We start from the raw sequence: 25,191 nt of genomic DNA on the forward strand, positions 1-25,191 counted from the left end.
AAAGTAGTCTCATTCTCTGGAAAAAAATCCGCTTCTGAGGAGCATTTTTTCCACTTAGATACGCAATGATCTTTTCGGCAAAACCTTGTTGATTTTAGATGAATATATTATGCTAAAGCCATAACGAACTTCAGGAATCCTCATGGCAGAATTGGAACCAGAAATCCGAGGCAAGCGTCGTGTAGTGACTCCCAATGCCATTACAGCTTTCGGCCTCTGTTGTGGACTTTTTATTATTTTTAAGAGTGTTTTAAAAACGTCATCGTCTGTAGAACTCTTGCACCGTCTACAGGGACTTTCGCTTTTATTAATCAGTGCGATGATTGCAGATTTTTCTGATGGCGCTATTGCACGCATTATGAAAGCAGAAAGTGCTTTCGGCGCACAATTTGACTCTCTTTCTGATGCTGTGACATTTGGTATAGCACCGCCACTCATTGCAATTAAAAGCCTTGATGGTGTGTATGCTGGAGGGTTCTTTTCCTCGCTTCTTCTTGTAACTTCTATTATTTACTCTCTATGTGGAGTCTTAAGATTAGTTCGTTATAATTTATTTTCTAAAAACCCTGGAGATGCGACACGGCATTCGTGTTTTATTGGCTTGCCTATTCCTGCGGCGGCGGCGTGCGTTGTATCTTTAGCTTTATTTGTAGCTTCTGATTTCTCAACGGTATTACCTGTACAAGTACGTGCTGTTTTGATTTCTTTAGGGCTACTTTTTATTGGAAGTTTAATGATCTCTCCGTGGAAGTTCCCTGGAATCAAAAACTTACGTTTTAAAGTATCTTCTTTTTTACTTGTCGTCGCTACAGGATTAGTAGCATGCTTATTTTTCCTAGGTCTTGTTGATCACTTTACCGAAGTATTTTTCTTAGTCTCTTGGCTATATGTTTTGGTAGTTTTCCCTATTTTTGCGATCACATATCAAAGAAAAAAGAAACGTCAATGATAGATTTCTCCACAACACAGATTACTATTGCCCTTGCTGCCTTTGGCTTGGGGTTGTCTTTATCGTCTCTTTACTATCGGAAAAGAGAATCTTCTCAGATGAAGTTGCAGAGAAATTTAGAACACGAAAATGAGCTTCTTAAAAATTCTTTAGATTTATCGCGTCGCCAAGAACAACTCATGGAAGATTTCAGTAATAAGCTTGCGGTATCTTCACAATCTCTTATCAAAGAGATGAAAGAAGAAACACAGAGTTACTTTTCTGAAAAATCCAAAACTATTGAGTCTATATTGACTCCTGTTCAAGCTACTCTGACAGCTTTTAAGCAAAACTTAGAAACTTTTGAGTCTAAGCATGCTGAAGATCGCGGTTCATTAAAGGAGCAAATCACCCATCTTCTTGCCGCTGAGAAAAAGCTAGAGAAAGAAACACAAGCTCTTACGGACATTTTAAAGCATCCAGGATCACGAGGTCGCTGGGGAGAAATCCAATTAGAAAGAATTTTGGAACTTTCCGGCATGCTGAAGTATTGCGATTATGAAACTCAGGTTACCGATGCTCAAGGGTCAGCACGTGCTGATATGATCATCCGTCTTCCTAACGAGCGCTGTTTGATTATTGATTCGAAAGCTCCATTTTCAGAAACCTATTTTTCTCAAAATACTTCTAACAAGTCTGATCTTGTAGGAAAGATAAAAGATCATATCAAAACTCTAAAATCAAAAAGCTACTGGGAAAAATTTCATTCTTCCCCAGAATTTGTGATTCTTTTTCTTCCTGGGGAGAGTATTTTTAATGATGCTCTGCGTATTGCTCCCGAGCTTATCGATGTTGCAGCAACCTCTAATGTCATTTTATCAGGACCTTTAACCTTGCTGGCTTTACTAAAAACTGTTGCTCATATGTGGAAACAGGAAAATCTACAAAAACAAATTCAAGAGATAGGTCAGTTAGGAAAAGAGCTACATCATCGCTTGCATGTAGTCTTTAATCATTTTCATAAGGTTGGGAAAAACCTTAATAATGCTGTGCAAAGCTACAACGATATGTCCTCTAGTCTACAACGCAGGATATTGCCAACTCTAAGAAAATTCGAAGATTTAGAAGTAGCTTCTTCCGTGCATAAGATAGAAGATCCTTCTTCTATTGATAATCCTGCTGCTTCTTTATTACCTAGTTATGAAGAAGAAGATATCCCTGTAGAAAATTCCCTATTGCAAGAAGATACGCTCTAACACCTTATAAAGCAGACTTTATTGGCAACTCTTGATCGAAGTTTTTCGCATTATCCTCAAGCATTTCTTTTCCAGCGAAGGAAATGAATGTTGTTTTCCCCTTAGGATTTTTTAAATACTTCTCCATAACAGAGCAGATATGCTCTTTCGTTATATTAAGAACGGCTCTACGAAACGCCTGACGTAAAGCAGGAACTCTTCCGCAGCGCAATCTATAATACCCTGTAGATGCACGACTTCCAGGAGCTATTGGAGAATCTAAATTTTGGATCACTCCGAGAACTCCTTCATGAATATCTTCACTTGAGAAATTTCCTTTAGAAATTTCATCAATACCATGAAGAAATGCCTGATGAGTATCAAAAATTGCCGGATCACGATAACTATAACAATAAAATGCTCCTCTACCGAGGTTTACAGCAGCTCCCGATCCATACGCTCCACCTTGTTCGCGGATCTTTGTATGTAAAACAGTATTATCAAGGATTTCTGCAGCTACAGTGAGAGCTGCAGCATCAGGATGATCATACGGTAAATCTCCGATAGGGAAAGCTAAAGTATTGAAGGCTGCACGAGCAGGAATATATAGCCCTTGAGATGCTTGGGAGATATCTATAGAAGGATTTATCCAGGGTTTATGCGGCTGACCTTCTACATCTAAAATGCCGTAGAAATTATTCTCACGTAAATATTGATAATTTGCACTGCTACCGCTAAGAATCAACTGACGTTTACCAAAGAAACATTTTTTATATAAGGATTGTAAAATACCAATAACGCTATCAACTTCCTTATCAAAATTGCTCGTTAAACTACAAATTTTATCAACATAAGGCAATCCCGAAGCTAAATAAGACAAAGTTGCTGATATAGATTTATCCATACAAGCCATGCTCACAGCATAACCCATAGGACTATTACGCACGCTATTTGTCAGTGCTTCATTATGCTGCATAAGCAGCTCTTTAATTCTTGCTACGTCTGTAAAATCAACACTTGTTAGTGTCTCTCCCATAACTTGGAATAACTTATCAGCTTTAGATGCTAAAGCTTTTCCACGAATACCTAGCGAAGGTGATAACAAGGCATTTTGATTTGCATGTGGAGAAAATTCATAAGAAACATCCACCCCTCCCGTATGCTCTAGGAGAAACTCAAGCTGTTCCCTATAAGATCTACCCGCACATCCCAACTGCAACATAAGGAAGACAAGTAAACGCAACCAAGGAAGTTCTTCAGCAGATAATGGAGGAAGATCCATAACTAATTCTGCAAAAATTAAATCGTTGGTAAAACAATCGTGATGAAGAACCTCACCACAAGAGAGGTTCTCCTTTGTAAGATTGTATTCTTTTCCTGAGTTAGGAACTTTATCCAAAGAAAAATTCGGAAGAATCTTATCTAAATCTTCGTTCTGCGCTTGATACTCTTCTAAAACCTTAGAAGTCAGGCGTATTTTTTCCACATCTTCTGGAGAAAGCTTCTCTTGTACTTCTTTAAGAAGAGACTGCTCTTCTTGATTTTCAATAGAAATCAAATCAGCATCAGGGAGCAAGATCACACGAGCAAAATGCGGATTATCTAAGAAATACTTCCTGATAAGCTTAGGAAGGTAATCTGGTTGTTTTAATTTTTCTCGAAGATCTGCAAATAGACTATGTATTCTTAATCCATCTTCAGCACGACCCCCATGCTGTCGTAATAGCCCTGAACGGAAAAATAGTGATAATCCATAGGGTAAAGAGTAACCAGCAATTTCCTTCCTAGCTAACTCTAATTGATGTACAGCAGCTTCAACAAGATTATTAGGAATTCCCTCTCTTATGATCTCTTCTAAGCAAGCAAAAATCCAAGATTCTAATTTCTGAGCCCCTCCATGGGAACATCCCTTACAAACAATAGTAATAGGGATTTCACGAATCTCGCTATCGATTCCCATATCTGCTTGTTTACAAAATCCTGATTTTAACAATCGAGATTTTAAAGGAGCAGCATCTGTGCCCATAAGAACAACATCAAGAACGTGCAAGGCTAGCAGTTCTTGCTGATCTAATATGGAACATGTCAACCAAGACAAGCCAAAAAGCACCTTATCTTCATTTTGACTATCCGAAGGATATTTAAGGATATTTCTAACGGGCTCTTTAAATCTCTTTTGAAGAGGAACGGCAACCGTCTGTTTTTCTAATTTACCTACATGACGTAAGAGTTTCTCTTCGAGAAAATCTAAATGCCTAGAAGGCTTAATATTTCCATAAAAATAAAATAGGCAACGCCCGAGGGTATATTGACTTTGATGAAATGCTACTATACTGTCATGAGAGAGCGTAAGGATATCCTTAGGCTCTCCTCCTGAGTTCACCCCATAAGTGACCGAAGGGAATAGGGCTGCATTTAAAGCTTCTGATAATCGGGATTCTCCCGACATCATTGCGCCTTTCATCTCATTAAAAACTACGCCGGTATAGGTTAAGGCATTTTCCGGATTCAGTTCATATCGCCATCCCTCCTGCAAAAAACTATTTTCTGTAAGGAGGGGATGAAAAACAGCGTCTATGTACACACTGAGTAAATTATAGAAATCTTCAGGAATTTGCGATGCCGCAGGATAACAGGTAAAATCCGCTCCTGTAAAAGCGTTCATAAACGTATTTAAACTACGTCGTGTCATGGAAAAGAAAGGATCACGGACGGGATAATTATCGGAGCCGCAGAGGACCATGTGCTCTAAAACATGAGCTACACCATTAGAAGTTTGCGGACAAGTTCTGAAGCAAATGTTAAAAACATTTTCATCGTCATTATTGATGATCATCATAATAGAAACGCCTGAGGGTTTATGTTCTACCTCGAGCAATTTACTTTCTATTTCAGGGAGATCCTGACTCAATTTAACAACGAAATTCCTATATGTATCTCCAGCTTTCATAATCTGTCCAAATCCCTAATGCGACACATCAGGTGTTTTCCATCCTTTTTAAATCTATAGTATTAATTGTACTATAATGTTCTTACTTTTCAGCAAAACAAAGTTAAGTTACCTTGGGTATTATTTTCAATACCTCCTAAGGAAAGTTATGAACGATGATCTCAATTATTTTGAAAGTCATTATGAAAAATTTCTCAAGGAATTTTCAGATCTTCTTCACTTCCGTTCTATATCTGCAGATCCCGATTGTCTGACTAATTGCAAAAAGTGTGCAGATTTCCTAGTTGACAATCTTCAAGATATATTCTCAATAGAATTATGGGAAAAACCTGGCCATCCTCCTATAATCTATGCCACTTACCGTGAAGCAGGTCCCGCAGCTCCTACCCTACTTCTCTATAATCACTATGACGTACAGCCTGCAGATCTTGCTGATGGCTGGTTAGCAGATCCTTTTACTATGAGAAGAGAAGGAGAACGCCTTATAGCGCGCGGTGCTTCTGATAATAAAGGACAATGTTTTTACACCTGGAAAGCTCTTGAGCATTATTACAAATCACGAAAAGGTTTTCCCGTCAATATCACCTGGATTATTGAAGGTGAAGAAGAAAGCGACAGCCCCGCTTTAACGAGTTTTGTTAAAGAGAAACAAGAAGCTCTGCAAGCAGATTATTTCTTAATTGTTGATGGAGGGTTCTCCTCCGCAGAATCTCCCTCTGTTAGCATTGGAGCGCGAGGTTTAGTGACTATGAAAGTTACCCTAGAAGAAGGCAGCAAAGATATGCATTCAGGGATCTTCGGAGGTGCTGCCTACAATGTAAATAGAGCCTTAGCAGAAATGCTTACTACGTTGCACGCTAGTGATAATTCTATCGCCGTAGAAGGGTTTTACAATGACGTTTCTCTCCCCAAAGAAAATGAATCCTGTGATATTCCCAAAGGAAATCTTTTAAAAGATGGTGAGAAAACTTTCGGTTTTTGCCCTACGTTATATGCTCCTGCAGGAAGTGTTGAAGAAGCCTTAAGTTTATACCCCACTTTAGAGATCAATGGGATCTCTGGCGGCTATACAGGACCAGGATTTAAAACTGTAATTCCTTATAAAGCTACTGCGTATCTTTCTTGCAGGCTAGTCCCTAATCAAAATCCAGAAAAAACAGCACAACAAGTTATTCAGCATTTAGAAAAACGCGTTCCCTCTACATTAAAATTTTCCTATGAGATTTTTGAAGGTTCCCCAGGATGGAGAAGTTCTCCGAACCTCCCGCTTGTTCTCATGTTGCAAGAGATTTATTCAGAGCTCTACCACGAACCTTGTCTCAAATTATTTATGAAAGCCACTATTCCCATTGCCTCATTGCTCGGGGAAATTTTGAAAACAGAACCTATCGTTTGTGGTACATCATATTTAAGTGATGCTATTCATGCTGCTGAAGAAAACTTCTCCTTAGAACAAATAAAAAATGGTTTTCTCTCTATTTGTCTTCTTCTTGATAAGTTAGGAAAAGCATAAAAAAAGCACCCTCTTGGAGAGTGCTTTGACAAAATAAGCTTATGAGAACTTAAGCTTATTCTTCTGGTTTTAATACAATAAAGCGAATCACCTCTCCTTGTGAAACCATAAGGAGGATATTTTCGTTATTTCCATCTTTTAAAACAGAATTCAGCTCTTCTACTGTAGATACTTTCTGTCTATTTACAGCTAAGATAAGTTGTCCTGGGGCGACTCCCGAAGATCCTGCTACAGAACCTGCTTCAACAGCAACAATAAGCACCCCTTTACTATCGGGAGCCATGCCTAATTTCTTAGCAGTTTCTGGATTAAGATTTTGCACGCGTATGCCTACACGATTTAAAGCGGAGACACCATCATCTTGAGGAGCCTGAGAAACAATGACAGGAATTTCTATAACCTGACCTTCACGAACCACTTTAAGTAATACACGCGTATCAGGATTCATTAAAGAAATCGCATTACGGAATCCGCTGAGAGACTCTACTTCCCTACCGTTGTAGGCAATGATAACATCTTCTTGCTTTAATCCTGCTTTATGTGCTGGAGATCCCTTGACAACATCTGTAACTAAAGCTCCGTAAACTTTATCTAGTTTATAACAGGCTGCTAGCTCAGCATCTATAGGTTGTAAAGTAACTCCTAAAAATCCACGAATTACCTGGCCATCACTAATTAGCTGATCGATGATTCTCTTAGCCATCAAACTAGGAATAGCAAAACCAATACCAATGTAGCCTCCGCTACCACTGACAATAGCAGTGTTTACCCCTATAACCTTTCCATCGATGTCAAGAAGGGGGCCTCCGGAGTTTCCTGGATTGATAGCAGCATCCGTCTGTATAAAATCTTCAAAATCTGCAATGTGCAGCTGATTTCTACCTTTTGCGCTAATTACCCCTACAGTAACCGTAGCTTGCAAACCAAAAGGATTCCCAATAGCTATGGCCCAATCCCCTACTTTCAAATGATCAGAATTTCCAAAAGTAAGATGAGGCAGCTTATCAGCATTAATTTTAATAACTGCTAAATCTGTTTTAGGATCTAAGCCTATAACCTTAGCAGGATATTTTTGACCGTCATGTAAGGTAACATGAATTTTCCCTGCGTCTTCAACCACATGATTATTGGTAACTACATAACCATCTGAAGAAACTATGAACCCTGTACCACGAACAGCTTCTTTAGAGACCGGACGTTCTTTTTGCGTAGGCAAACCAAAGAAACGATTAAAGAACTCATCGTTGAAATAGTCAAAAGGGTTATCATAAGGTCCGCGACGTCCTGGAGCAGGAGCTACTGGACGATTACATTTAGGAAAGCTCTCGATATAAACAACTCCTGGGGTTGCCAGTTCAGCAACCTTAGAAAATCCTCCGGAAATCTCCTTTAAAAGCACCTCTTGAGGCACCTCTGCTATCCGTGCATCTTTTTTCACAGCAGCAAATCCTGAAGGAGAAAGCGTAGGAACACTTAAAAACATCGCTGTGGCTAATAATAAATATAATGGCTTCTTCGTCATACCTTTTTCCCTATAGGTAGGCTTCTAGATTTCGTGCTCACGTTTTTGGAAGTTTGCAAATCCCAATGCTTTTTAAATACGTGTTTTATCAAGCATAGTGATTCACATGTCTTTTTGGATATAATCACGAAAAGCGAATTATATTGTAGCAAGATATTACTACAAAGAATTTTTATCTTAAGAACTTTCGGAATATGAATTTATATCTTCTTGAAAAGAATATGTAAAAAAGAAGAAATAGTGAGCTATTTTTCTGATTTATAAACTTCTATACACATAAAAATATAATTACCAGCAACATATGCAAGCAATTGCAGATAAAGAGCTTGTCCTCACTATCGTGAGCGAAATACAGCTTCTACAGTTTCTCCGATGAGAGCAGGGGATTCAACAACAAAGACTCCTGCTTTTCTCAAAGCTTCTTTCTTACTCTTTGCATCTCCAGAATTCCCAGAGATAATAGCTCCTGCATGGCCCATACGTTTCCCTTTAGGAGCCGTTTCCCCTGCGATAAAAGCTACAACGGGTTTCGTACAGTAAGTTTGAATCCATTCAGCGGCTTCTTCCTCAGCACTACCTCCGATTTCTCCAATCATTAAGATAAGTTCTGTTTGAGGATCATTTTGAAATTCTTCAAGGACATCAATAAATGAAGTTCCATTTAAGGGATCTCCCCCTATACCAATGCATACACTTTGGCCTATGCTCCGTTGTGTAAGCTGCCAAACGGCTTCATAAGTTAAAGTCCCTGATCTAGAGACCAAACCTACATTTCCTGGAAGATGGATATATCCCGGCATAATACCAATTTTACATGCTCCGGGTTTAATAATTCCTGGGCAATTAGGGCCTATAAGCCGAGAAGCACTATGTTCCATCACATGGCTCACTTCAAGCATATCTTTTATTGGAATCCCTTCTGTAATGCAGACAATCAGATCAATTCCAGCATCTTCAGCTTCTAAAATCGCTTCCGCAGCATAAGCAGGGGGAACAAAAATCATTGTCGCTTGACAACGAGTAGCCTGTTTTGCTTCTAATACAGAATCATACACAGGGAGATTGAGGTGGGTAGTGCCTCCTTTTCCTGGAGTAACTCCCCCAATGAAATTGGATCCATAAGCTAGGCATTGCTCAGTATGAAATGACCCCGCTTTACCTGTGATTCCTTGAGTGATTATTGGTGTTTTTTTACTTAATGAGCAAAACATAGATTTTCTTAACCCTGCTTACTTAACGCTACTGCAAGCTGTGCGGCTTCATTTAAAGAGTCTGTAAATTGGCAAGGGATTCCTGAACGTTGTACAATATCTTTCCCTAGATCTACATTAGTTCCTTCCAAACGGACTACTGTAGGAATGAGATTTTCCCTTGTTTGCATAACAGCAACCAATCCTGAGGCAACTGCAGAACAATCCATAATGCCTCCAAAGATATTGATAAACAGAACTTCTACATTTTCATCTGAGAGGACTAAAGAAACCGCCTCTTGAACCTGCTGTTCTGTAGCGCTTCCTCCTACATCAAGAAAATTCGCTGCAGATCCACCGTGAATTTTAAGAATATCTAATGTACTCATAGCTAATCCTGCACCGTTTACTAAACAGCCGATATTTCCATCTAGAGCGATGTAGGAAAGCCCTATCTGCTTAGCAAGCACATCACGGACATTTTCTTGAGAGGGATCGTAAAGCACTTCAAGTTTCGGATGACGGTATAGAGCATTATCATCAATAGTGATTTTAGCATCTAAAACGAGAAGATCTCCCTCTTGAGTAAGTACTAAAGGATTGATTTCAAGAAGAGAGGCATCATTATCGTAGAAACATTGGACTAGCTTTTTAATTAACTGTGCGCCTTGTTTCCTTATATCCCCTTCCCAGTTCATAAATTTAATGATCTGTCTAATCTGATAATTATATAGGCGTGCAAAAGGCGTTAGAGGCACTGTGAGCAACTGATCTGGATATTTCTGAGCGACCTCTTCAATATCCACACCACCTGCTTTTGACAGCATAATTGCTGGACAGCGGTTTTTCCTATCCATGATCACTGCAAGATAATACTCAGCAGCAATATTTACTAAAGGGGTAATAAGAACTTTCTCTACGGGAAGAGCTTCTCCTGAAGTTTGGTTGCTTACGAAACGCATGCGCAACAATTTGTCAACAGCTGCCAAAATATCAGAAGGAGATTTAGCAACAACTACACCGCCATTTTTCCCCCGGCCTCCCGCATGTACCTGTACTTTGACAACACCAGCGTCTATAGCCAACTCCTTGAGTGCCTGTTGCCCCTCTTCGACAGAAGAGGCCACACGATAAGGAGGGATGGCGATATCATAGGAGACAAGGAGATCCTTAGCTTGGTATTCATGAAGGTGCATAAATAACCCTTTGAATTTTCTTCCTTATCTTGTATCATTTCTTTTACTTCAACTAACTTTGCTCTAATCTGTGTTCAAGTTCTTTAGTAGCAAGATTCAGTCTTTATTTAAAAAATCCCTCTCTACAGACCTTTTAGAATTTACAGAAAGTTTATTTTATGAAGCTGATTTCGGTTCAGATCTTACCGAAGAGTTGTGTTCTCGGTTGCGCAAGTGTCGCAAGCCCGATGAGTCTACTGTTAAAGATCTTGTCTTATCGTTACTTCGTGAAACAATAGCGAATCTTCCTCATACGGAATTACCTCAAACAGAGGGCCCAATCGTCTCCTTAATGTTAGGAACAAATGGATCTGGGAAAACAACGACAGTAGCTAAGCTAGCGCATCATTACCAGTCGCAATCAAAGAAAGTCATGATAGTCGCTACCGATACTTTTCGTAGTGCTGGTATGGATCAGATGCGCTGTTGGGCAGAGAAATTAGGTTGTGGATTTGTCGCTGGCAAACCTGGAGGTGACCCTGCAGCTATTGCTTATGATGGCATTGCTTCTGCTATATCTCGAGGTTATGATCGTGTGCTTATAGACACTTCAGGTCGTTTGCATACCCATACCAATTTACTCAATGAACTATCAAAAATTGTTTCCGTTTGTAATAAGGTGCATCCAGGGTCTCCGCATGAAAGGCTGATGACTATAGACGCCACTTTAGGAAGCAATGTTATTGAGCAGGTTCGTGTATTCCATGATACCATTCCCCTGTCTGGGTTAATTCTTACTAAAGTGGATGGTTCTGCTAAAGGTGGAACTTTGTTTCGCGTAGCAAAACAATTGAAAATCCCCACAAAATTCGTCGGTTACGGCGAACTTATTGGGGATCTTGAAGAATTTCAGATAGATAGGTTCTTAGAAAAGCTTTTCCCTTCCTAATCTTAGATTTTTTAGCGTCTTTTCCCTGAAGCAGCAAAAATCTGTAGAAGATACCAAAATATCATAATCACGTTGCAATACATCTTGAATGCCATGATTAAAGATAGCTTATAGCTTAAATCACCGTCGTCGCCTACACTCTGAGCTGCCTTACGGACTGCTTGAGCATCCAGAACAGTCAATCCCACAAAAATTGCTAATCCTATATAGCAAATTAACAAGTAGACCATTGGCAAATAAACAAATAGAGATACCAAGGCGAATATCAGTGTTACCGCCATTAAACCAATCAGAGCAAACATCAAAATGACACGCATCTGTGTAAGATCACTTTTGGTAAAAGCTCCGTAAGCAGCTGCTAGGCCAAAAATCAACCCTGCAGAGCCAAAAGCGGCCCAAACGACTCCTCCACCGTACTGGGCAGCATAAACGGGAACTAATGTTCCAAAGAATAACCCTTCTAAAGCAGAATAGACTAAAAATAATCCCATAACTGCAGAAACAGAAAGCTTATGAATCATAGCACTGATGCAAAAAGATATTCCTAGAGTAGCGATACACCAAACCCACCAGAATGAAAATAAAGTCTTATACATCCCAGAAAAGTATAACCCTAAGGATACACAAGTCGTTACAGCAAGACCAGCGGTCATCCAGCCGTAAACTCTGGATGTAAATGTTCCCGGTAAACGAGACTCTTGTACGTAATCACGATCATATAGTCCCATATAACCCTCCTATACTCACATATAACTAAAAATTAACAAAATGCTCTTGTTTTATTTAAAATTTGTAATAAAAGCTAGCTAAATTAATTACTATTACTACAAGCATTAATACCAAGACAATTTTTCCACCTGGGACTAAATGTTTTGCTTGATAATGTTTTTTCCCATAACGCCCTTTCCAGATCATTAACACTGGGCAAACTCCGATAATTAAAGCAGCGCCGAAACCTCCAGCATAACTGAGACATTTAAGCACGATCTCGGGATAGCACATTGACCAAGCTAAAGGGATAATAACAGTTAAAAAGAAAATAGAAAAACTACGTTTCTTTTTATTCCATTGAAGAGCATCCGCGAGGAAGTCCATAACCCCCAGAGCCACGCCTAAAAATGAAGAAACTAAAGCAAAGAAACCAAAAAACTCCCCAGCAAGATAAAACATTGAACACTGCAATGAAGTTTTCATAGCCTCTACTGCTGTATAGCCATGTTCCTTAGCTTTCATAAGAAAGTCTAAAGGAACAACTCCCAAAACAAGAGCCTCCCAAATCACGTATAAAATCAAAGGAATCAAACTACCAATAAAGATAGCTTTTTTAACATCTTTAACGTTCTTATCCATGTAGTAATACAGTGAGGGCACTACATTGTGGAAACCAAAGGAGAGAAACAGAACAGATAAACCTTCTGTAGAGCGCGCCCACGAAGCACGTAAAAGTAGCTGGGGTTGTAAAGAAAAAACTCCTAAGATACAAAATACCGCGAAAGCAATAGCTAATCCTAAAACAAAAAAGCGATTACAGTAATCTACAACTTTTGCTCCCATCATCAATGCAGGGCAAATCAAAACTGCAAATGCCAAAGGGGCCATGTGACGTATCCAAGGAATGTCTAATCCCTGACAACCAAAAATACGAAATAGGATATTCCCTCCCTCACAAAAGTAAGCAATAAGCAAAGAGTAAAATAGGAACAGGTAAAGGAGCCACATGAAGATCTTACCAATATCCCCTAAGGTATATTGCGCCATCGACAACAAGTTAACTTGTTGCTTTTCCTTAAACCAAGTCATAATTTCGAGGTAACAAAGTCCGGATGCCACAGAGAAAAGCCAAGATAGCACATAAAGAAGAGTCGTGGGGAGAAAACCTGCATACGCTGTTATTACAGGAACTGCTAACACACCAGCTCCTATGGCGGTCCCTGTAACAATAAGGGAACCTCCTAAAACCTTGTTAGACATAAAAAACCTTTACATTTTGTCTATTTGAAAACCAAAAATAATTAAGAATACAAACACTAAACCCTACTTTATTCAACTGTTACAGACTTTGCTAAATTCCTAGGACGGTCTATCTCATAGCCTTTCTTCAAAGCCATAGTATAGGCCATAATTTGCCCGACTATTGTATAAAGAATCGGAGACACTAAAGGATGACTATTAGGCACATAGATCTGAGCATCCGAAACGGCGGCAATATCTTCTTGTGATTCTGAAGCTACAGCAATCACATGCGCTTGCCGAGCTTTCACTTCCATGATACAACCTACCATCTTTTCATAGACGACAGGATCGCCGCAAAAAGTAATCACTGGAGACCCTTGACTAATTAAAGCAATAGGCCCGTGTTTCATTTCACCAGCAGGATAACAGTTTGCTTCAACATATGCAATTTCTTTCAACTTTAAAGCAGCTTCCATACAAATAGGATACATCAAACGACGCCCTAAAAATATGAACCTATCTTCGTCGCAATAATCATTTGCCCATGAATGCAAATTTTCATTTGCTAATAAGCGATTGCATAATTCTGGAAGTTCAAATAAACCTTTTCCACAAGCACGATGCTCTTCTAAACTTAGCGTTTGTTTTAAAGTAGCTAATTTTAATCCTAGTAAAATCAGCAAAAGCAGTTGTGCTGTAAAAGCTTTTGTAGAAGCAACACCAATTTCAATCCCGGCTTCTAAAAATAAACAATGATCGACTCCTGTAGCTAATGCAGACTCTTCAACATTGCAAATCCCTAAAACACAGGCAACCTGTCTACGACGGAATTCTTTTAAAGCAGCTAATGTATCCGCAGTCTCTCCAGATTGACTGATTAAAATCGCTAGGGTCTTTTTCCCAATATATGCCTGCCGATAGCGAAATTCCGAAGCAACTTCTACATGGACAGGAATAGAAACTAAAGACTCTATAATATACTTTGCTAAAAAGCCTGCATGATAGGAAGAACCGCAAGCGACAATAGAAATCTCATCAAAATCTTCTATTGAGAAACCATTTAAGAATTTCTCACTAATACATCCCTGCTGATCTAAATATTTATGAATGAGACGTTCTAAAACTTCTGGCTGCTCATAAATTTCCTTAAGCATATAATAACTATAGCCCTGCTTATCGGAATCCGCATCGGTATAAACAACTTGACGCACTTCTTTATGAATGCGCTTTAAAGCGAAATTATATGTCTCAACTTCACTTCCAAGACCTACAACAGCCAATTCTCCGGAAGCTAATGCTTGAATACTCTTTGTATGTTTTAAAAAGGCACGCGCATCTGAAGCAATAAAGCTTTCCTTCTCCCCTAACCCAATGATTAATGGGCTCTCCTGTGCTGCACAAAGCAAAACATTAGGATGATCTTTATGAATAAGACCACAGGAAAAACTTCCCTGAAGTTGCGATAGAGTCCATGAGAAACTATGAACCAGATCTCCTGTAGCTTGATAACGGAAAGCAAATAGCTGAGCAATAACTTCAGAATCGGTATCTGAAGAAAAAGAAATGCCTTCAGAAATTAGTAGGGACCTTAATTCTTTAAAATTATCGATAATGCCATTATGAACGATCGCACAGGCAGAATTCTCATCAACATGAGGGTGCGCATTCTTCACTGTAGGCACGCCATGCGTTGCCCAACGGGTATGACCTATAGCTAATGAAGAAGGCACATTTTCCTTCTCTAAAGAGCTTCTAAGCTCATCGACACGGCCTACGGTTTTTCTTACGAACAACCGCTCGGGAATAACAGCTGCAAGCCCTGCGGAATCATAACCTCGGTATTCTAGTTTAGCTAACCCATCTAAAACTACAGGAACAGCTAATTTAGCACCTATATATCCAAATATTCCGCACATACATACCCTACTCTATAATGCCGGCCCCCAACTCAGAATCAACAATATCAGCTATAGTCTTAGCTAGGGAGTCGACTTGATGCTTCTTTAAACCCTCAACCATAACTCTGCAAATATTTTCAGTTCCAGAATATCTTAATAAAACACGTCCAGAATCACCTAAAGACGATCTTACATCTCTAAGAGCCTCTTGAACTATAGGCAAAGTATCTAAGGGAATTTTCTCCTTAACAGATACGTTGATAAGTGCTTGAGGGCTTTTTACAATTAGAGAAGTTAAGTCTGAAAGCGTAGATTCACTTTCAATCATAATGCGAAGCACTTGTAAAGCAGAAACAATACCATCTCCAGTAGTGTTATAATCTAAAAAGATCATATGGCCGCTTTGCTCACCACCGAGATTTGCCTCATGCTCTAACATATTCTGAAGAACATGACGATCTCCTACAGAAGAAATCAATGTCTCTATTCCTAAACTTTCGAGATATTTTAATACTCCGAAGTTAGTCATCACAGTAGCAACAACACGATTCCCGTTTAAAAGAGCCTTTTTCTTTAGATCACTAGCGCAAATACTCAAAATCATATCACCATCAACAATATGACCTTTTTCATTTACCATGATAATACGGTCACCATCACCGTCTAAAGCAATTCCCACATCTGCCTTGTGCTCTATTACCGCTTTCTGAATTACCGAAGGAAAAAGAGCTCCACAGTTATCGTTGATATTACTGCCTGTAGGCTCACAACCATAACAAATCACTTCAGCATCCAACTCTTCAAATACAGAAGGGGCCACTTTATAAGCAGCACCGTGAGCACAATCTAAAACTATCTTCAACCCCTTTAATGTTCTTCCTTTAGGGAAAGTAGCTTTGGCAAATTCTATGTAACGGCCCATAGCATCTACGACACGCTTATTCTTCCCCACAGCATAGTCTTCAGGGAAATTTCCAAAATCTCTACAAGCGACCATTTGCTCAATACGGCGCTCTATAACATCGCTAATTTTAAACCCCTCAGAAGAGAAAATCTTTATCCCATTATCCCAATAAGGATTATGGGATGCAGAAATCATAATTCCCGCATCTGCACGATAAGCTCGGGTAATAAAAGCAACTCCTGGAGTAGGTATGGGACCTAATACTAGGGTTTCTATCCCCATAGAAGTTAAACCTGCAACAAGTGCATTCTCAAACATATATCCTGACAAACGTGTGTCCTTACCTACAACAACACGGTGTTTCCCAGGTTTTCTTTCCTGTAAAACCCCTGCAACAGCCTTGCCAAGCAATACAGAAAGCTCTACAGTCATAGGCTCATAATTAGCTCTTCCTCGAATCCCATCCGTACCAAAAAGTTGTTTTTCTTCCCTTGTCATTTATTCCCTTAAAGATTCGTTCTCAATAGTTTAAAGAGTAGACCCTGCTCCAAAATTCAGATATTAAAATAGCGTTTGTATCGATTTCCTAGCAGATAAGACAAGTTAAAAACTCAAAGTTTTGGTCCTTATCGAAGAGTAACTGGTTGCATTTACTGAATTTGCACCCCACATAATCTTCCTAACGCTTTTAAACCTTCTAACACAAAACTAAAATTGTTATTTAGAGAAATTATGTTTCTAGAGACGTGTTTTTAACATACTCATGCAAAAAACCTCAGCGTAGGATCAAGACTTGATGATCTTTTAAAATCCTAAGAATTCCCTTAGTATAAATTCTTATAAAAGGATCTTAATTTAAAAATAAAAGGCTCATTTTATGAAAGGATGAACATCTCCAAATCGCGCAATAACAGTCCGATTAAGAAACCACAAAAAATCAAAATAAAGATTCTCTGAAAAAACATAGATAAATAATAAAAAAATCCTTGCATAGAGTATAAAGGAATGTCTTTCGGCTAAACATTTTGTTCTTGCAAACTTCGGTATTTTTGCTATGGTGAAATTCCCCTAGAACAAAGAGTGCTTTTATAAACCCTTTTTCTTCCAAGACTTTTTAACACTTAATACCTATAATAAATGGTCTGTGACAACAAAACTCTCTTCCGTAGAGGCTTAGAATTGTTTAGAAAAATTTCTAAATCTGCACCCACTCCAATTATCTATTCAGCTGCCGACCACAACATAAAACTTAAAGACTTTTCTCCACACGCACTCTCCGTAGTAAAAACCTTAAGAAAAGCCGGCCACAAAGCTTATATTGTTGGCGGGTGCATCCGTGACTTATTACTCAATACAACTCCTAAAGACTTTGACATCTCAACGTCTGCTAAACCTGAAGAAATCAAAGCTGTTTTCAAAAATTGTATACTTGTAGGGAAACGTTTTCGATTAGCCCACATCCGCTTTTCGAATCAAATTATCGAAGTCTCCACCTTCCGCTCAGGAAGTGCTGATGAAGACTACCTCATTACCAAAGATAACCTTTGGGGAACAGCTGAAGAAGATGTTTTAAGAAGAGACTTCACAATTAACGGTCTTTTCTATGATCCTGCAGAAGAAACAATCATAGATTATACTGGTGGGGTGAGCGATTTACAGAATCGGTACTTACGTACTATAGGAGATCCTTTCGTACGTTTTAAACAAGACCCCGTACGTATGTTGCGCCTGTTAAAGATTCTCGCAAGAGCCTCTTTCACTGTAGACCCCAAAACTTTAGAAGCACTTCAAGAATGTCGTTATGAGCTCGTTAAGAGTGCTCCGGCACGCGTTTTTGAAGAGCTCATTAAAATGTTAGGCTCTGGAGCTTCTTCTGAATTTTTCAAATTAACAGTTAAATATCAGATGTTAGAAATTCTGTTTCCTTACATGGATAAGGCCTTTCGTTTAAATAAAACTTTAGAAGAGCAAACCTTTTCCTGTTTAGATGTTTTAGATAAAAACGTTTCAAGCAAAAAATATAACTACGATCGCCATCAACTTATGGCAGCATTTTTATTCCCGATTGTGAATTTTAATGTACGTTATAAGCATAGGCAGCACCCGAGTTTATCTTTAACTGCTATATTTGATTATATTAAAAACTTTTTAGGACAATTTTTTGCAGATTCCTTTACTAGCTGTTCTAAAAAGAATTTCATTTTAATAGCTCTTGTTTTGCAGATGCAGTATCGTCTGACTCCCTTAGTGCCGACGAAAAAAATTCATTTCTTTAATCGGAAGTTTTTAAACCACATACGTTTTTCAGAGGCTCTTTCTCTATTAGAAATTCGTAGCTTAGTTTATCCTAAACTAGATAAAATACTTGCTGCTTGGGTTCGTCACTACCAAGCTTTACAATGTAAAAAGGAACTTCCTTCTTGAGTTTAAACTAGCCATGCTTCCTCTTTATCTGGTTCATGTACTGTATCCTATAGGATTGATTGCCAATTTATTTTTCGGTAGTGCGTTTACCATCCAATGGTTGTTGAGTGAAAAACGAAAAACCGCTTATGTTCCTAAGGCTTTTTGGGTTTTGTCTTCTATAGGAGCGGTTATGATGATCGCTCATGGCTTTATCCAAAGCCAGTTCCCTATGGCACTCCTTCATGGAGCCAATCTTGTTATCTATTTTAGAAATCTCAATATTGCCTCCTCTTATAAGCTTTCATTAACAACAACACTGGTAATTCTTGTTCTAACCTTACTTGTTACAACATTACCCTTTGCCTTAGCGGCCTACTACTATCCCTATATGGAATGGATGGCCTCTCCCAACTTTTTTCATCTTCCTCTACCTCCACCAAATATTTACTGGCATATTGTTGGCTGTTTAGGTTTATTTACCTTTTCCTCAAGGTTTTTTATCCAGTGGTGCTATTTGGAGATGAACAACCACTCGACCCTACCAGCATTATTTTGGCAGGCAGGTTTCGTCGGTGGTTTCTTAGCATTCATATATTTCATACGTACCGGAGATCCTGTAAATATCCTTAGCTATGGCTGTGGGCTCCTGCCTTCACTGGCGAATTTGCGTATCATATATAAGAAATCACGCTTACCTAAATTTCATAGCCCGAGCTGTTTCTTATCTGCAGGAGAGCCAAGCGGGGATACCTTAGGAAGTGATCTTCTTCGCAATATTAAGGAGCTAAATCCTAATATACATTGTTTCGGTGTTGGAGGACCTTTAATGCGGAAAGAAGGTCTTGAGCCCCTCATTCGTATGGAAGAATTTCAGGTGTCAGGATTTCTAGAAGTTTTTTGTGCTGTTTTCAGTTTATATAAGAAGTACCGAAAACTCTATAAAGCCATTCTTAAAGAAAATCCTGAAACTGTATTTTGTATAGATTTCCCCGACTTTCATTTTTTCCTAATTAGAAAGTTAAGAAAATGCGGGTATAGAGGAAAAATTATTCATTACGTCTGTCCAAGCATTTGGGCATGGAGACCTAATAGGAAAAAGATCTTAGAAAAGCATCTTGATACTCTTTTGCTTATACTTCCCTTTGAAAAGGAGATTTTTAAAGACTCCCCTTTAAAAACTATCTATCTAGGGCACCCTTTAGTAAAAACAATTGCTAATTTCCAAGATTGCAACGCGTGGAAACAACAATTAGAAATTTCTGACCAGCCTAGTGTTGCGTTATTTCCAGGTAGCCGCCCTGGCGATATCTTTAGAAATTTACAAGTACAAGCTCGTGCATTCCGATCTTCATCATTAGCAAAATCACATCAACTGCTTGTATCTTCTTGTAATCCTAAATACGACAAGAAAATCCTAGAGCTCCTAGACAAAGAAGGTTGTCATAATAATAAAATTGTTCCCTCAAAATTCCGTTATCAGCTGATGAGAGATTGTGATTGTGCTTTAGCAAAGTGTGGGACTATTGTTCTTGAAGCTGCTTTAAATCAAACCCCAACGATTGTTACTTGTTTGCTAAGACCTTTTGATACCTTCTTAGCAAAGTATATCTTTAAGATTTTTATTCCTGCGTATTCCCTACCGAATATCATTACAGGATCTGTTATCTTTCCAGAATTTATAGGGGGCAAACACGACTTTTCTCCAGAAGAAGTGGCTGCAGCGATTGATATCCTTGCCAACCCTATAGGTAAAGAGAAACAAAAATATGCCTGTCAGCAGCTTCTCAAGACTATGACAGAAAATGTAATCACTCCTAAAGAGTGTCTGCAAGCTATATACGCACAAAAAAATCGTTTTTACTTAAAGAATGACTTTATCAAGGAATTTCATCCTAAAAGCTCTAGAGCTTAATTCTACAATAAATCTGCAATGAGATTTACCGTTTCGATCTGCTTGTCTTTGAAGTTAAGAACAGCAAGTTAAAGAACTTACTCCTAGAGATATATGCGTTGTTGACTTACGAATATAATTACGTTATATGCAAGTTGCCTATGAAAAGTTAAAGCACCCAAAAACGTAGCGTTTACAAGCAACTTACTGTTAAATATTAAAAATTGTAACTATTTCATTTATTACAAATAGTTTACTTACAACGTAAAAAATGTTTTATAAGAATAATCGTTTTGAAACTAGCCCGTCAGGGCATTGTCTCAGAGATTATCTAAATAGAGGCGGAGCGTGATCTAGGCTTTGGTGGAACCTTTTCTGCTTCTTCCTGAAGGAACTGTATCATATTTGCTGCATATTGGAGATCTCGAGAAAGACGTAGTTGGACCCACTCCAAGATTTGAACTCGCTCTCTGGCAACTTTCAGTTCTTCGGGAATTTGTAATCGTTGCTGCTCTATCTTCTTATTAGCCTCGTAAAGCTTTCTGGCTACTTTTTTAAGTTCTCTTTCATAAGCTCGGGAATCTTCAAAATGAGCACATACCATTTCTTTTTGTTGATTGTCTTTCCACTCTTTGAATTGTTCTAAAGCAGTTATATGAGAGTGGAGGGTTTTGACATACTCTTGTAATTGTTCGACTTTTTCAATGTCGCCCGCCTGCTCATTAACTCTATCTTGTAGGTCCTGAATTTCTAAAAGCGACTTCCATATCATGGCGCCGTATCCTGCTCTTTCATGGCTATCTACAAAATCTATTTTAGAAAGATACGTACGGACATACTTCACTCCTAAACTAATTAAAGCTACCCCTATGAGAGCAGAAGTAAACAAAAGAATAGAACACAGTATAGGTAAGGAAGAAGCATAAGCAATCAACGCAGCGACACTTGCAAGAATGAGAACAATACCAACAGCAACAGCAGCAGTGTGCGATAGCAAACACTTCTTAAAACGATGCATAGGAAATTTATTTGTCGTGCTTTCAGGATTGACAAGGGAAGATACACTATTCATAGCGTGCAAAACTCTCAATAAAATGTAGAAAAATATAGAAGTGTTCTAGTTTTGATCTTCGGTATCATCACTAGCCCGAACCACTATATTATCAACCGCAAATTCTTGAATATCAAAAACATCTTTAAGCAAAGCATTTACTTTTTGGGCCAAGATATTCCCCGTTGGGATGGCTATTTCGTCTCCCTTTGTACTCTCCGTAATATATGCCTGAAGACTTTCTATCTGAGATTTCAATGCTGCGAGCTTCTTATTCAACTCCTCAACAACATCACGTTTTTGTTCTCTATTTGCTACATTATCAGTAATAAATATCTGAAGTGTGGCAATCTCCTGTTTTAACTCAGCCACTTGTTGCGTTAACTTCGCAATTGTTTGATCTTTATCACGGAGGTCTTGTGCTTTTTCACAAAGCTGTTTTGATAGTTGTTCAGAATAGTTTCTCAGACTCTCTACAACAACTTTTTCTGCCTCCTGAGACTGTCGTGCAATTATAGTTTCGGAATGGAGCAACTCACTATTGCTGCGCAACTTTTCTATAATAGCATTCGAAGTTATTGTGTTCTTTTCTAAGACTCTTTTTAAATCTGCTGACTCAGTACGTAAATGCAAAACTAACGCTGCTAAATCTGAGCTTTCCTGAGCCATGGCAGCATACCTACGTATCAGGCTGTCTAACTCCTCCTGTTTGAGTTTTAACACTTTTTGAACTTTAACAGTTTCTTTATCTAGTTGCGCCCGTAAATTACAAATATCGCTTTCTTTTTTAGATAAACGACTTTGAAGATCCTGTAATTGCCTTTGCAAATTTAACTCCGTATTCTCAAATATAGAACTCTCTACTTGACGGGATCGCACTAATTTAAAGACGATAGCAGAATGTATTCCTCCTATAAAAAAGAGCAGTAAAGCTGCGAGAATCACCCCAACAATAATCCCATGAAACACTGCTGATCCCTGAGCACCAAATAAAACAAGCAAAGCTATGCTAGCTGCTAGCACAGCTAGTCCTAAAATTGTGGCAACGACAGAAGAGATGAGAACGCTGTGTGGTTTATTGATATTATAACGATTAGAAGCTAATTGCTGCGTATGAACAAACCCTAAAGGAAGTGAAGATTTCATAAATTGCTCGCTAAACATAATATAGTGTAATAAATAACTCATTCTAAATAAAATAAGACGCAGACATTCAATACACTTAATGTGTTAATATCAAGCTGTTTGTTCTTAAAATTAAGAAAACCAACAACTTAATCTCAATTTTTTCCCCTAATATACAACAAGAAAAAGAGCTCCCTAGCTCAGATAAGAAGCCCTCCTTTAACACCCTCATGATTAAAAAATTATCTAGGAGATTCGCGTTCTGAAGAAGTACTTGCTTCATCATCTGCATTGCCTTCGTCCATAACCATATACGCGACATTTTGTTGATCTGTGGGAGATCCTAAAATGTTATTAGCTTCAAACCAATCTGCATCTTCGTCCATCTCCTCATCACTATAGGGCGGTTCTATCTCCATGCTCGCTGCTTCCAATCGAGATTCTAATTCCTGAGATAGGTTCGTAATTTCTTCTCTTGCTAATTGTAATTGTTGTTCTAGATCTGCTTTATCCGCTGCAAAGCGATGCAAATTCTCACCAAACTTGCTCTCACTATGCTCTGCTCTGTTAATTTGCAAAATAATCTCTTCTCCAAGACAATCTAGTTCGAGTCTTTGTGCTTGCAATTGTCTATTTAGCTCTTGTTCTACCATTTCTAAATTACGCACTCTTCGATCTAGCGATTCTTTTTCATCTTGATGCTCACGTACGGAAGTACAAAGATGAAAAAGGTTATAAACAGCTACACAGACAAGTAAAATAGATACGATTATAGTCAGAGTCACGAAAACAACATGAAGCGACCCTAGTTTTGCATGTGAGGCGACACGTACAGCAATTTGCGCCCCAAAGATAATAGAACTCAAGGCCATCGCTGTGATATTTACAACGCGATGGCCTTGAGGTCCATGCACAGTAAAACAAACAGGTGATCTGTTTACATTTGTGCCCGTGTAGTTAGAAACCCCATCCACAACTCCCTCTCAGATAAAATGAAAAATACATACGTATCAAGAAACACAAAAGTTTCGTGTATAGGTGACGCGAAGATATTCAAAACACCTCCTGAATATCTCGATGTTGACTTCTATCCTAAAATGGTCACTGAGGAATGGATACAAGCAATAATGAGACTGCTCTTTAGTCTCTAATTCTTCCACTTTTTTGTTGCTTCATTAAGAGTTTCCTCTTGATGATGGCGTAATGTCAAACTCGTAGCATGACGTGTTAAAGCGAAAAACAATACATTTATGTGTTTCTAGATATCTAAGAAGGAGAAAAAGAGAACAAAGCACCTTATGAAACAACTCATAAAATGCGTGGCTATTGAACTAATGCTTATAAAAAGCGACCCTATTGAATAGGGTCAATAAAACTGACATTATTAATTTAAAGGGCTGTAAACATACAGTCACAGCCTTTTATTTCATAAGTATCCATCCAAATTAATCAAGGTCTGGACCACTTTCACTGTCTAGGTTCCCTGCATGTACAGAATCTCCTTCTTCAGAAGCTTCTACTTCTTCTGTAGCTTCAACAGTTTCAGAAGCCTCAGCGGATTCAGGAGCTTTAACTACTGCAGCAGCTTCAAGTTCTGCAACACGAGCGTTTAATTGACCTATCTCTTGTTCTTTCTCAGCTATTTGCTTCTCTAATAAAACCGTTGTTTTTACGAAGTCTTCAAGTCGTGCTGTCTTTTCATCTAGTTCTTGTTGAACTTCTGTTAATTCTGAATGATCTTTTTCCGCTAATTTGAGAGTAGAAGTATACTGTTCTTGCAATAATTTAACTTCAGCTTCTAAAGCGGATTTCTGGTGTTGTGTGGCCTCTAAATCACCTGTTATAGCTAACAACTGTCCTAATAAGGAAGCGCTGCGCTCTTCCTCTTCGATTAATTGAATGGCCTTCTGTGTAAGCTGAGCTTTTATCTCTATAATTTCTTCTTTTAAGGTTACGCTGTCCTCAATACCTTTTGGATCGCTAGGAACCTGTCGACATCTTAACAGTTTATACATAGCCATAGATAGAAGAATAACGCTAGCACCTAGAGCAATTCCAATAAGAACAGTAAGAACAGTAATAGTTGTCGCTGTAGGTAAGGCAAAGAAGACCAAAGCTCCTACTAAAGGTGCGATAAGTACTAAGCCTTCTAATAAGGTAGTAGCAGCAGCAATTCGTCGATATTTACTCTCTTGTACGCTACAGAGTGGTTGTTTTTGTGTGATAGGTGGAGTTATCGTAGTAGTAGTGTTCACTGGGTTAGTTGTCATAAATCGCTCGCTTTAAATAAAATAGACTGTGAACATTGAAGCGGTCACAACGTTTTAAATGCAAGAACTTTATGTGAAACGACAAGTAAAAGATTTAGACAAAATTTTGAACGGAAATAAGCTGGAAACAAATACTTAGGGATGTTTGAAAGTTCTGTTTATTTTTATCTTGAAAAGCTAAAAAATACACGATGCCTCCACACGCTTACACAAAGAAATGATCATACATTT

The 25,191-nt window shown here is 38.5% G+C and carries 18 protein-coding genes; 6 read left to right on the forward strand and 12 right to left on the reverse strand.

Annotation, left to right across the window (positions count from 1 at the left end):
• Positions 1 to 142 precede the first annotated feature (142 nt).
• Positions 143 to 949, forward strand: a complete 807-nt coding sequence (locus CCA_RS03915) for a CDP-alcohol phosphatidyltransferase family protein (protein WP_011006733.1) — start codon at positions 143 to 145, stop codon at positions 947 to 949.
• Positions 946 to 2,184 (forward strand): DNA recombination protein RmuC, encoded by a 1,239-nt coding sequence (locus CCA_RS03920; protein WP_011006734.1) that lies wholly within the window; start codon positions 946 to 948, stop codon positions 2,182 to 2,184. The genes CCA_RS03915 and CCA_RS03920 overlap by 4 nt, the downstream gene beginning before the upstream one ends.
• A 4-nt stretch (positions 2,185 to 2,188) precedes the next feature.
• On the opposite strand, the gene CCA_RS03925 is transcribed toward CCA_RS03920, so the two are convergent.
• Positions 2,189 to 5,113, reverse strand: coding sequence for an insulinase family protein (locus CCA_RS03925; RefSeq protein ID WP_011006735.1), 2,925 nt, complete (start codon positions 5,111 to 5,113; stop codon positions 2,189 to 2,191).
• A gap of 148 nt (positions 5,114 to 5,261) precedes the next feature.
• Here CCA_RS03925 and CCA_RS03930 point away from each other — a divergent pair, with 148 nt between their 5' ends.
• Entirely contained in the window at positions 5,262 to 6,626 is a 1,365-nt protein-coding gene (locus tag CCA_RS03930; RefSeq protein WP_011006736.1) for a M20/M25/M40 family metallo-hydrolase, read from the forward strand.
• A 55-nt stretch (positions 6,627 to 6,681) separates the two neighbouring features.
• Here CCA_RS03930 and CCA_RS03935 read toward each other — a convergent pair whose 3' ends face one another.
• The 3 genes from CCA_RS03935 to sucC all read right to left on the reverse strand — a co-directional run bounded on the left by CCA_RS03935 (position 6,682) and on the right by sucC (position 10,534).
• Positions 6,682 to 8,148 (reverse strand): serine protease HtrA, encoded by a 1,467-nt coding sequence (locus CCA_RS03935; RefSeq protein WP_011006737.1) that lies wholly within the window; start codon positions 8,146 to 8,148, stop codon positions 6,682 to 6,684.
• Between the two features lie 335 nt (positions 8,149 to 8,483).
• Positions 8,484 to 9,359 carry a succinate--CoA ligase subunit alpha gene (sucD, locus tag CCA_RS03940; RefSeq protein WP_011006738.1) on the reverse strand — a complete coding sequence of 292 codons (876 nt, stop codon included), beginning with the start codon at positions 9,357 to 9,359 and terminating at the stop codon, positions 8,484 to 8,486.
• A gap of 8 nt (positions 9,360 to 9,367) precedes the next feature.
• Positions 9,368 to 10,534, reverse strand: coding sequence for an ADP-forming succinate--CoA ligase subunit beta (gene sucC / locus CCA_RS03945; RefSeq protein ID WP_011006739.1), 1,167 nt, complete (start codon positions 10,532 to 10,534; stop codon positions 9,368 to 9,370).
• A 70-nt stretch (positions 10,535 to 10,604) separates the two neighbouring features.
• On the opposite strand from sucC, the gene ftsY reads away from it, so the two are divergent.
• The gene (gene ftsY, locus CCA_RS03950) at positions 10,605 to 11,462 is read left to right on the forward strand and encodes a signal recognition particle-docking protein FtsY (protein ID WP_011006740.1); all 858 of its coding nucleotides are present in this window, start codon (positions 10,605 to 10,607) and stop codon (positions 11,460 to 11,462) included.
• Between the two features lie 11 nt (positions 11,463 to 11,473).
• On the opposite strand, the gene CCA_RS03955 is transcribed toward ftsY, so the two are convergent.
• The 4 genes from CCA_RS03955 to glmM all read right to left on the reverse strand — a co-directional run bounded on the left by CCA_RS03955 (position 11,474) and on the right by glmM (position 16,715).
• A complete protein-coding gene (locus tag CCA_RS03955; RefSeq protein WP_011006741.1) occupies positions 11,474 to 12,190 on the reverse strand; it encodes a Bax inhibitor-1/YccA family protein in 717 nt (238 codons plus the stop codon).
• Between the two features lie 55 nt (positions 12,191 to 12,245).
• Positions 12,246 to 13,433, reverse strand: coding sequence for an aromatic amino acid transport family protein (locus CCA_RS03960; RefSeq protein WP_011006742.1), 1,188 nt, complete (start codon positions 13,431 to 13,433; stop codon positions 12,246 to 12,248).
• Between the two features lie 68 nt (positions 13,434 to 13,501).
• A complete protein-coding gene (gene glmS / locus CCA_RS03965; protein ID WP_011006743.1) occupies positions 13,502 to 15,331 on the reverse strand; it encodes a glutamine--fructose-6-phosphate transaminase (isomerizing) in 1,830 nt (609 codons plus the stop codon).
• Positions 15,332 to 15,338: 7 nt separating this feature from the next.
• On the reverse strand, positions 15,339 to 16,715 hold the full coding sequence (gene glmM, locus CCA_RS03970; RefSeq protein ID WP_011006744.1) for a phosphoglucosamine mutase: 1,377 nt from the start codon (positions 16,713 to 16,715) through the stop codon (positions 15,339 to 15,341).
• 639 nt (positions 16,716 to 17,354) lie between these two features.
• On the opposite strand from glmM, the gene pcnB reads away from it, so the two are divergent.
• Entirely contained in the window at positions 17,355 to 18,641 is a 1,287-nt protein-coding gene (pcnB, locus tag CCA_RS03975) for a polynucleotide adenylyltransferase PcnB (protein WP_011006746.1), read from the forward strand.
• A gap of 13 nt (positions 18,642 to 18,654) precedes the next feature.
• Complete coding sequence (lpxB, locus tag CCA_RS03980; RefSeq protein ID WP_011006747.1) at positions 18,655 to 20,535, forward strand: lipid-A-disaccharide synthase; 1,881 nt, start codon at positions 18,655 to 18,657, stop codon at positions 20,533 to 20,535.
• 310 nt (positions 20,536 to 20,845) lie between these two features.
• Here the strand turns inward: lpxB and CCA_RS03985 are convergent, their stop codons facing one another.
• From CCA_RS03985 to CCA_RS05380, 4 genes are all read right to left on the reverse strand, one after another.
• Positions 20,846 to 21,586, reverse strand: a complete 741-nt coding sequence (locus CCA_RS03985) for an IncA family protein (protein WP_041462229.1) — start codon at positions 21,584 to 21,586, stop codon at positions 20,846 to 20,848.
• 45 nt (positions 21,587 to 21,631) lie between these two features.
• A complete protein-coding gene (locus CCA_RS03990) occupies positions 21,632 to 22,711 on the reverse strand; it encodes an IncA family protein (protein WP_041462230.1) in 1,080 nt (359 codons plus the stop codon).
• Between the two features lie 221 nt (positions 22,712 to 22,932).
• Complete coding sequence (locus CCA_RS03995) at positions 22,933 to 23,664, reverse strand: hypothetical protein (protein WP_011006750.1); 732 nt, start codon at positions 23,662 to 23,664, stop codon at positions 22,933 to 22,935.
• A gap of 471 nt (positions 23,665 to 24,135) precedes the next feature.
• Positions 24,136 to 24,960: an IncA family protein gene (locus CCA_RS05380; RefSeq protein WP_011006752.1), complete on the reverse strand. Its 825-nt coding sequence runs from the start codon at positions 24,958 to 24,960 to the stop codon at positions 24,136 to 24,138.
• Positions 24,961 to 25,191 lie beyond the last annotated feature (231 nt).

Origin of the sequence: Chlamydia caviae GPIC, from assembly GCF_000007605.1 — a bacterium.
Taxonomy (GTDB): domain Bacteria; phylum Chlamydiota; class Chlamydiia; order Chlamydiales; family Chlamydiaceae; genus Chlamydia; species Chlamydia caviae.

What these genes read in the sequence shown, in the direction of transcription:
- CCA_RS03935 (WP_011006737.1), bottom strand. Translation starts at nt 8,148, where the DNA reads ATGACGAAGAAGCCATTATATTTATTATTAGCCACAGCGATGTTTTTA.
- CCA_RS03985 (WP_041462229.1), bottom strand. Translation starts at nt 21,586, where the DNA reads ATGAATAGTGTATCTTCCCTTGTCAATCCTGAAAGCACGACAAATAAA.
- glmM (WP_011006744.1), bottom strand. Translation starts at nt 16,715, where the DNA reads ATGACAAGGGAAGAAAAACAACTTTTTGGTACGGATGGGATTCGAGGA.
- lpxB (WP_011006747.1), top strand. Translation starts at nt 18,655, where the DNA reads ATGCTTCCTCTTTATCTGGTTCATGTACTGTATCCTATAGGATTGATT.
- CCA_RS03955 (WP_011006741.1), bottom strand. Translation starts at nt 12,190, where the DNA reads ATGGGACTATATGATCGTGATTACGTACAAGAGTCTCGTTTACCGGGA.
- pcnB (WP_011006746.1), top strand. Translation starts at nt 17,355, where the DNA reads ATGGTCTGTGACAACAAAACTCTCTTCCGTAGAGGCTTAGAATTGTTT.
- sucC (WP_011006739.1), bottom strand. Translation starts at nt 10,534, where the DNA reads ATGCACCTTCATGAATACCAAGCTAAGGATCTCCTTGTCTCCTATGAT.
- CCA_RS03925 (WP_011006735.1), bottom strand. Translation starts at nt 5,113, where the DNA reads ATGAAAGCTGGAGATACATATAGGAATTTCGTTGTTAAATTGAGTCAG.
- CCA_RS03915 (WP_011006733.1), top strand. Translation starts at nt 143, where the DNA reads ATGGCAGAATTGGAACCAGAAATCCGAGGCAAGCGTCGTGTAGTGACT.
- CCA_RS03920 (WP_011006734.1), top strand. Translation starts at nt 946, where the DNA reads ATGATAGATTTCTCCACAACACAGATTACTATTGCCCTTGCTGCCTTT.
- glmS (WP_011006743.1), bottom strand. Translation starts at nt 15,331, where the DNA reads ATGTGCGGAATATTTGGATATATAGGTGCTAAATTAGCTGTTCCTGTA.
- CCA_RS03990 (WP_041462230.1), bottom strand. Translation starts at nt 22,711, where the DNA reads ATGAAATCTTCACTTCCTTTAGGGTTTGTTCATACGCAGCAATTAGCT.
- CCA_RS03960 (WP_011006742.1), bottom strand. Translation starts at nt 13,433, where the DNA reads ATGTCTAACAAGGTTTTAGGAGGTTCCCTTATTGTTACAGGGACCGCC.
- sucD (WP_011006738.1), bottom strand. Translation starts at nt 9,359, where the DNA reads ATGTTTTGCTCATTAAGTAAAAAAACACCAATAATCACTCAAGGAATC.
- CCA_RS03930 (WP_011006736.1), top strand. Translation starts at nt 5,262, where the DNA reads ATGAACGATGATCTCAATTATTTTGAAAGTCATTATGAAAAATTTCTC.
- CCA_RS05380 (WP_011006752.1), bottom strand. Translation starts at nt 24,960, where the DNA reads ATGACAACTAACCCAGTGAACACTACTACTACGATAACTCCACCTATC.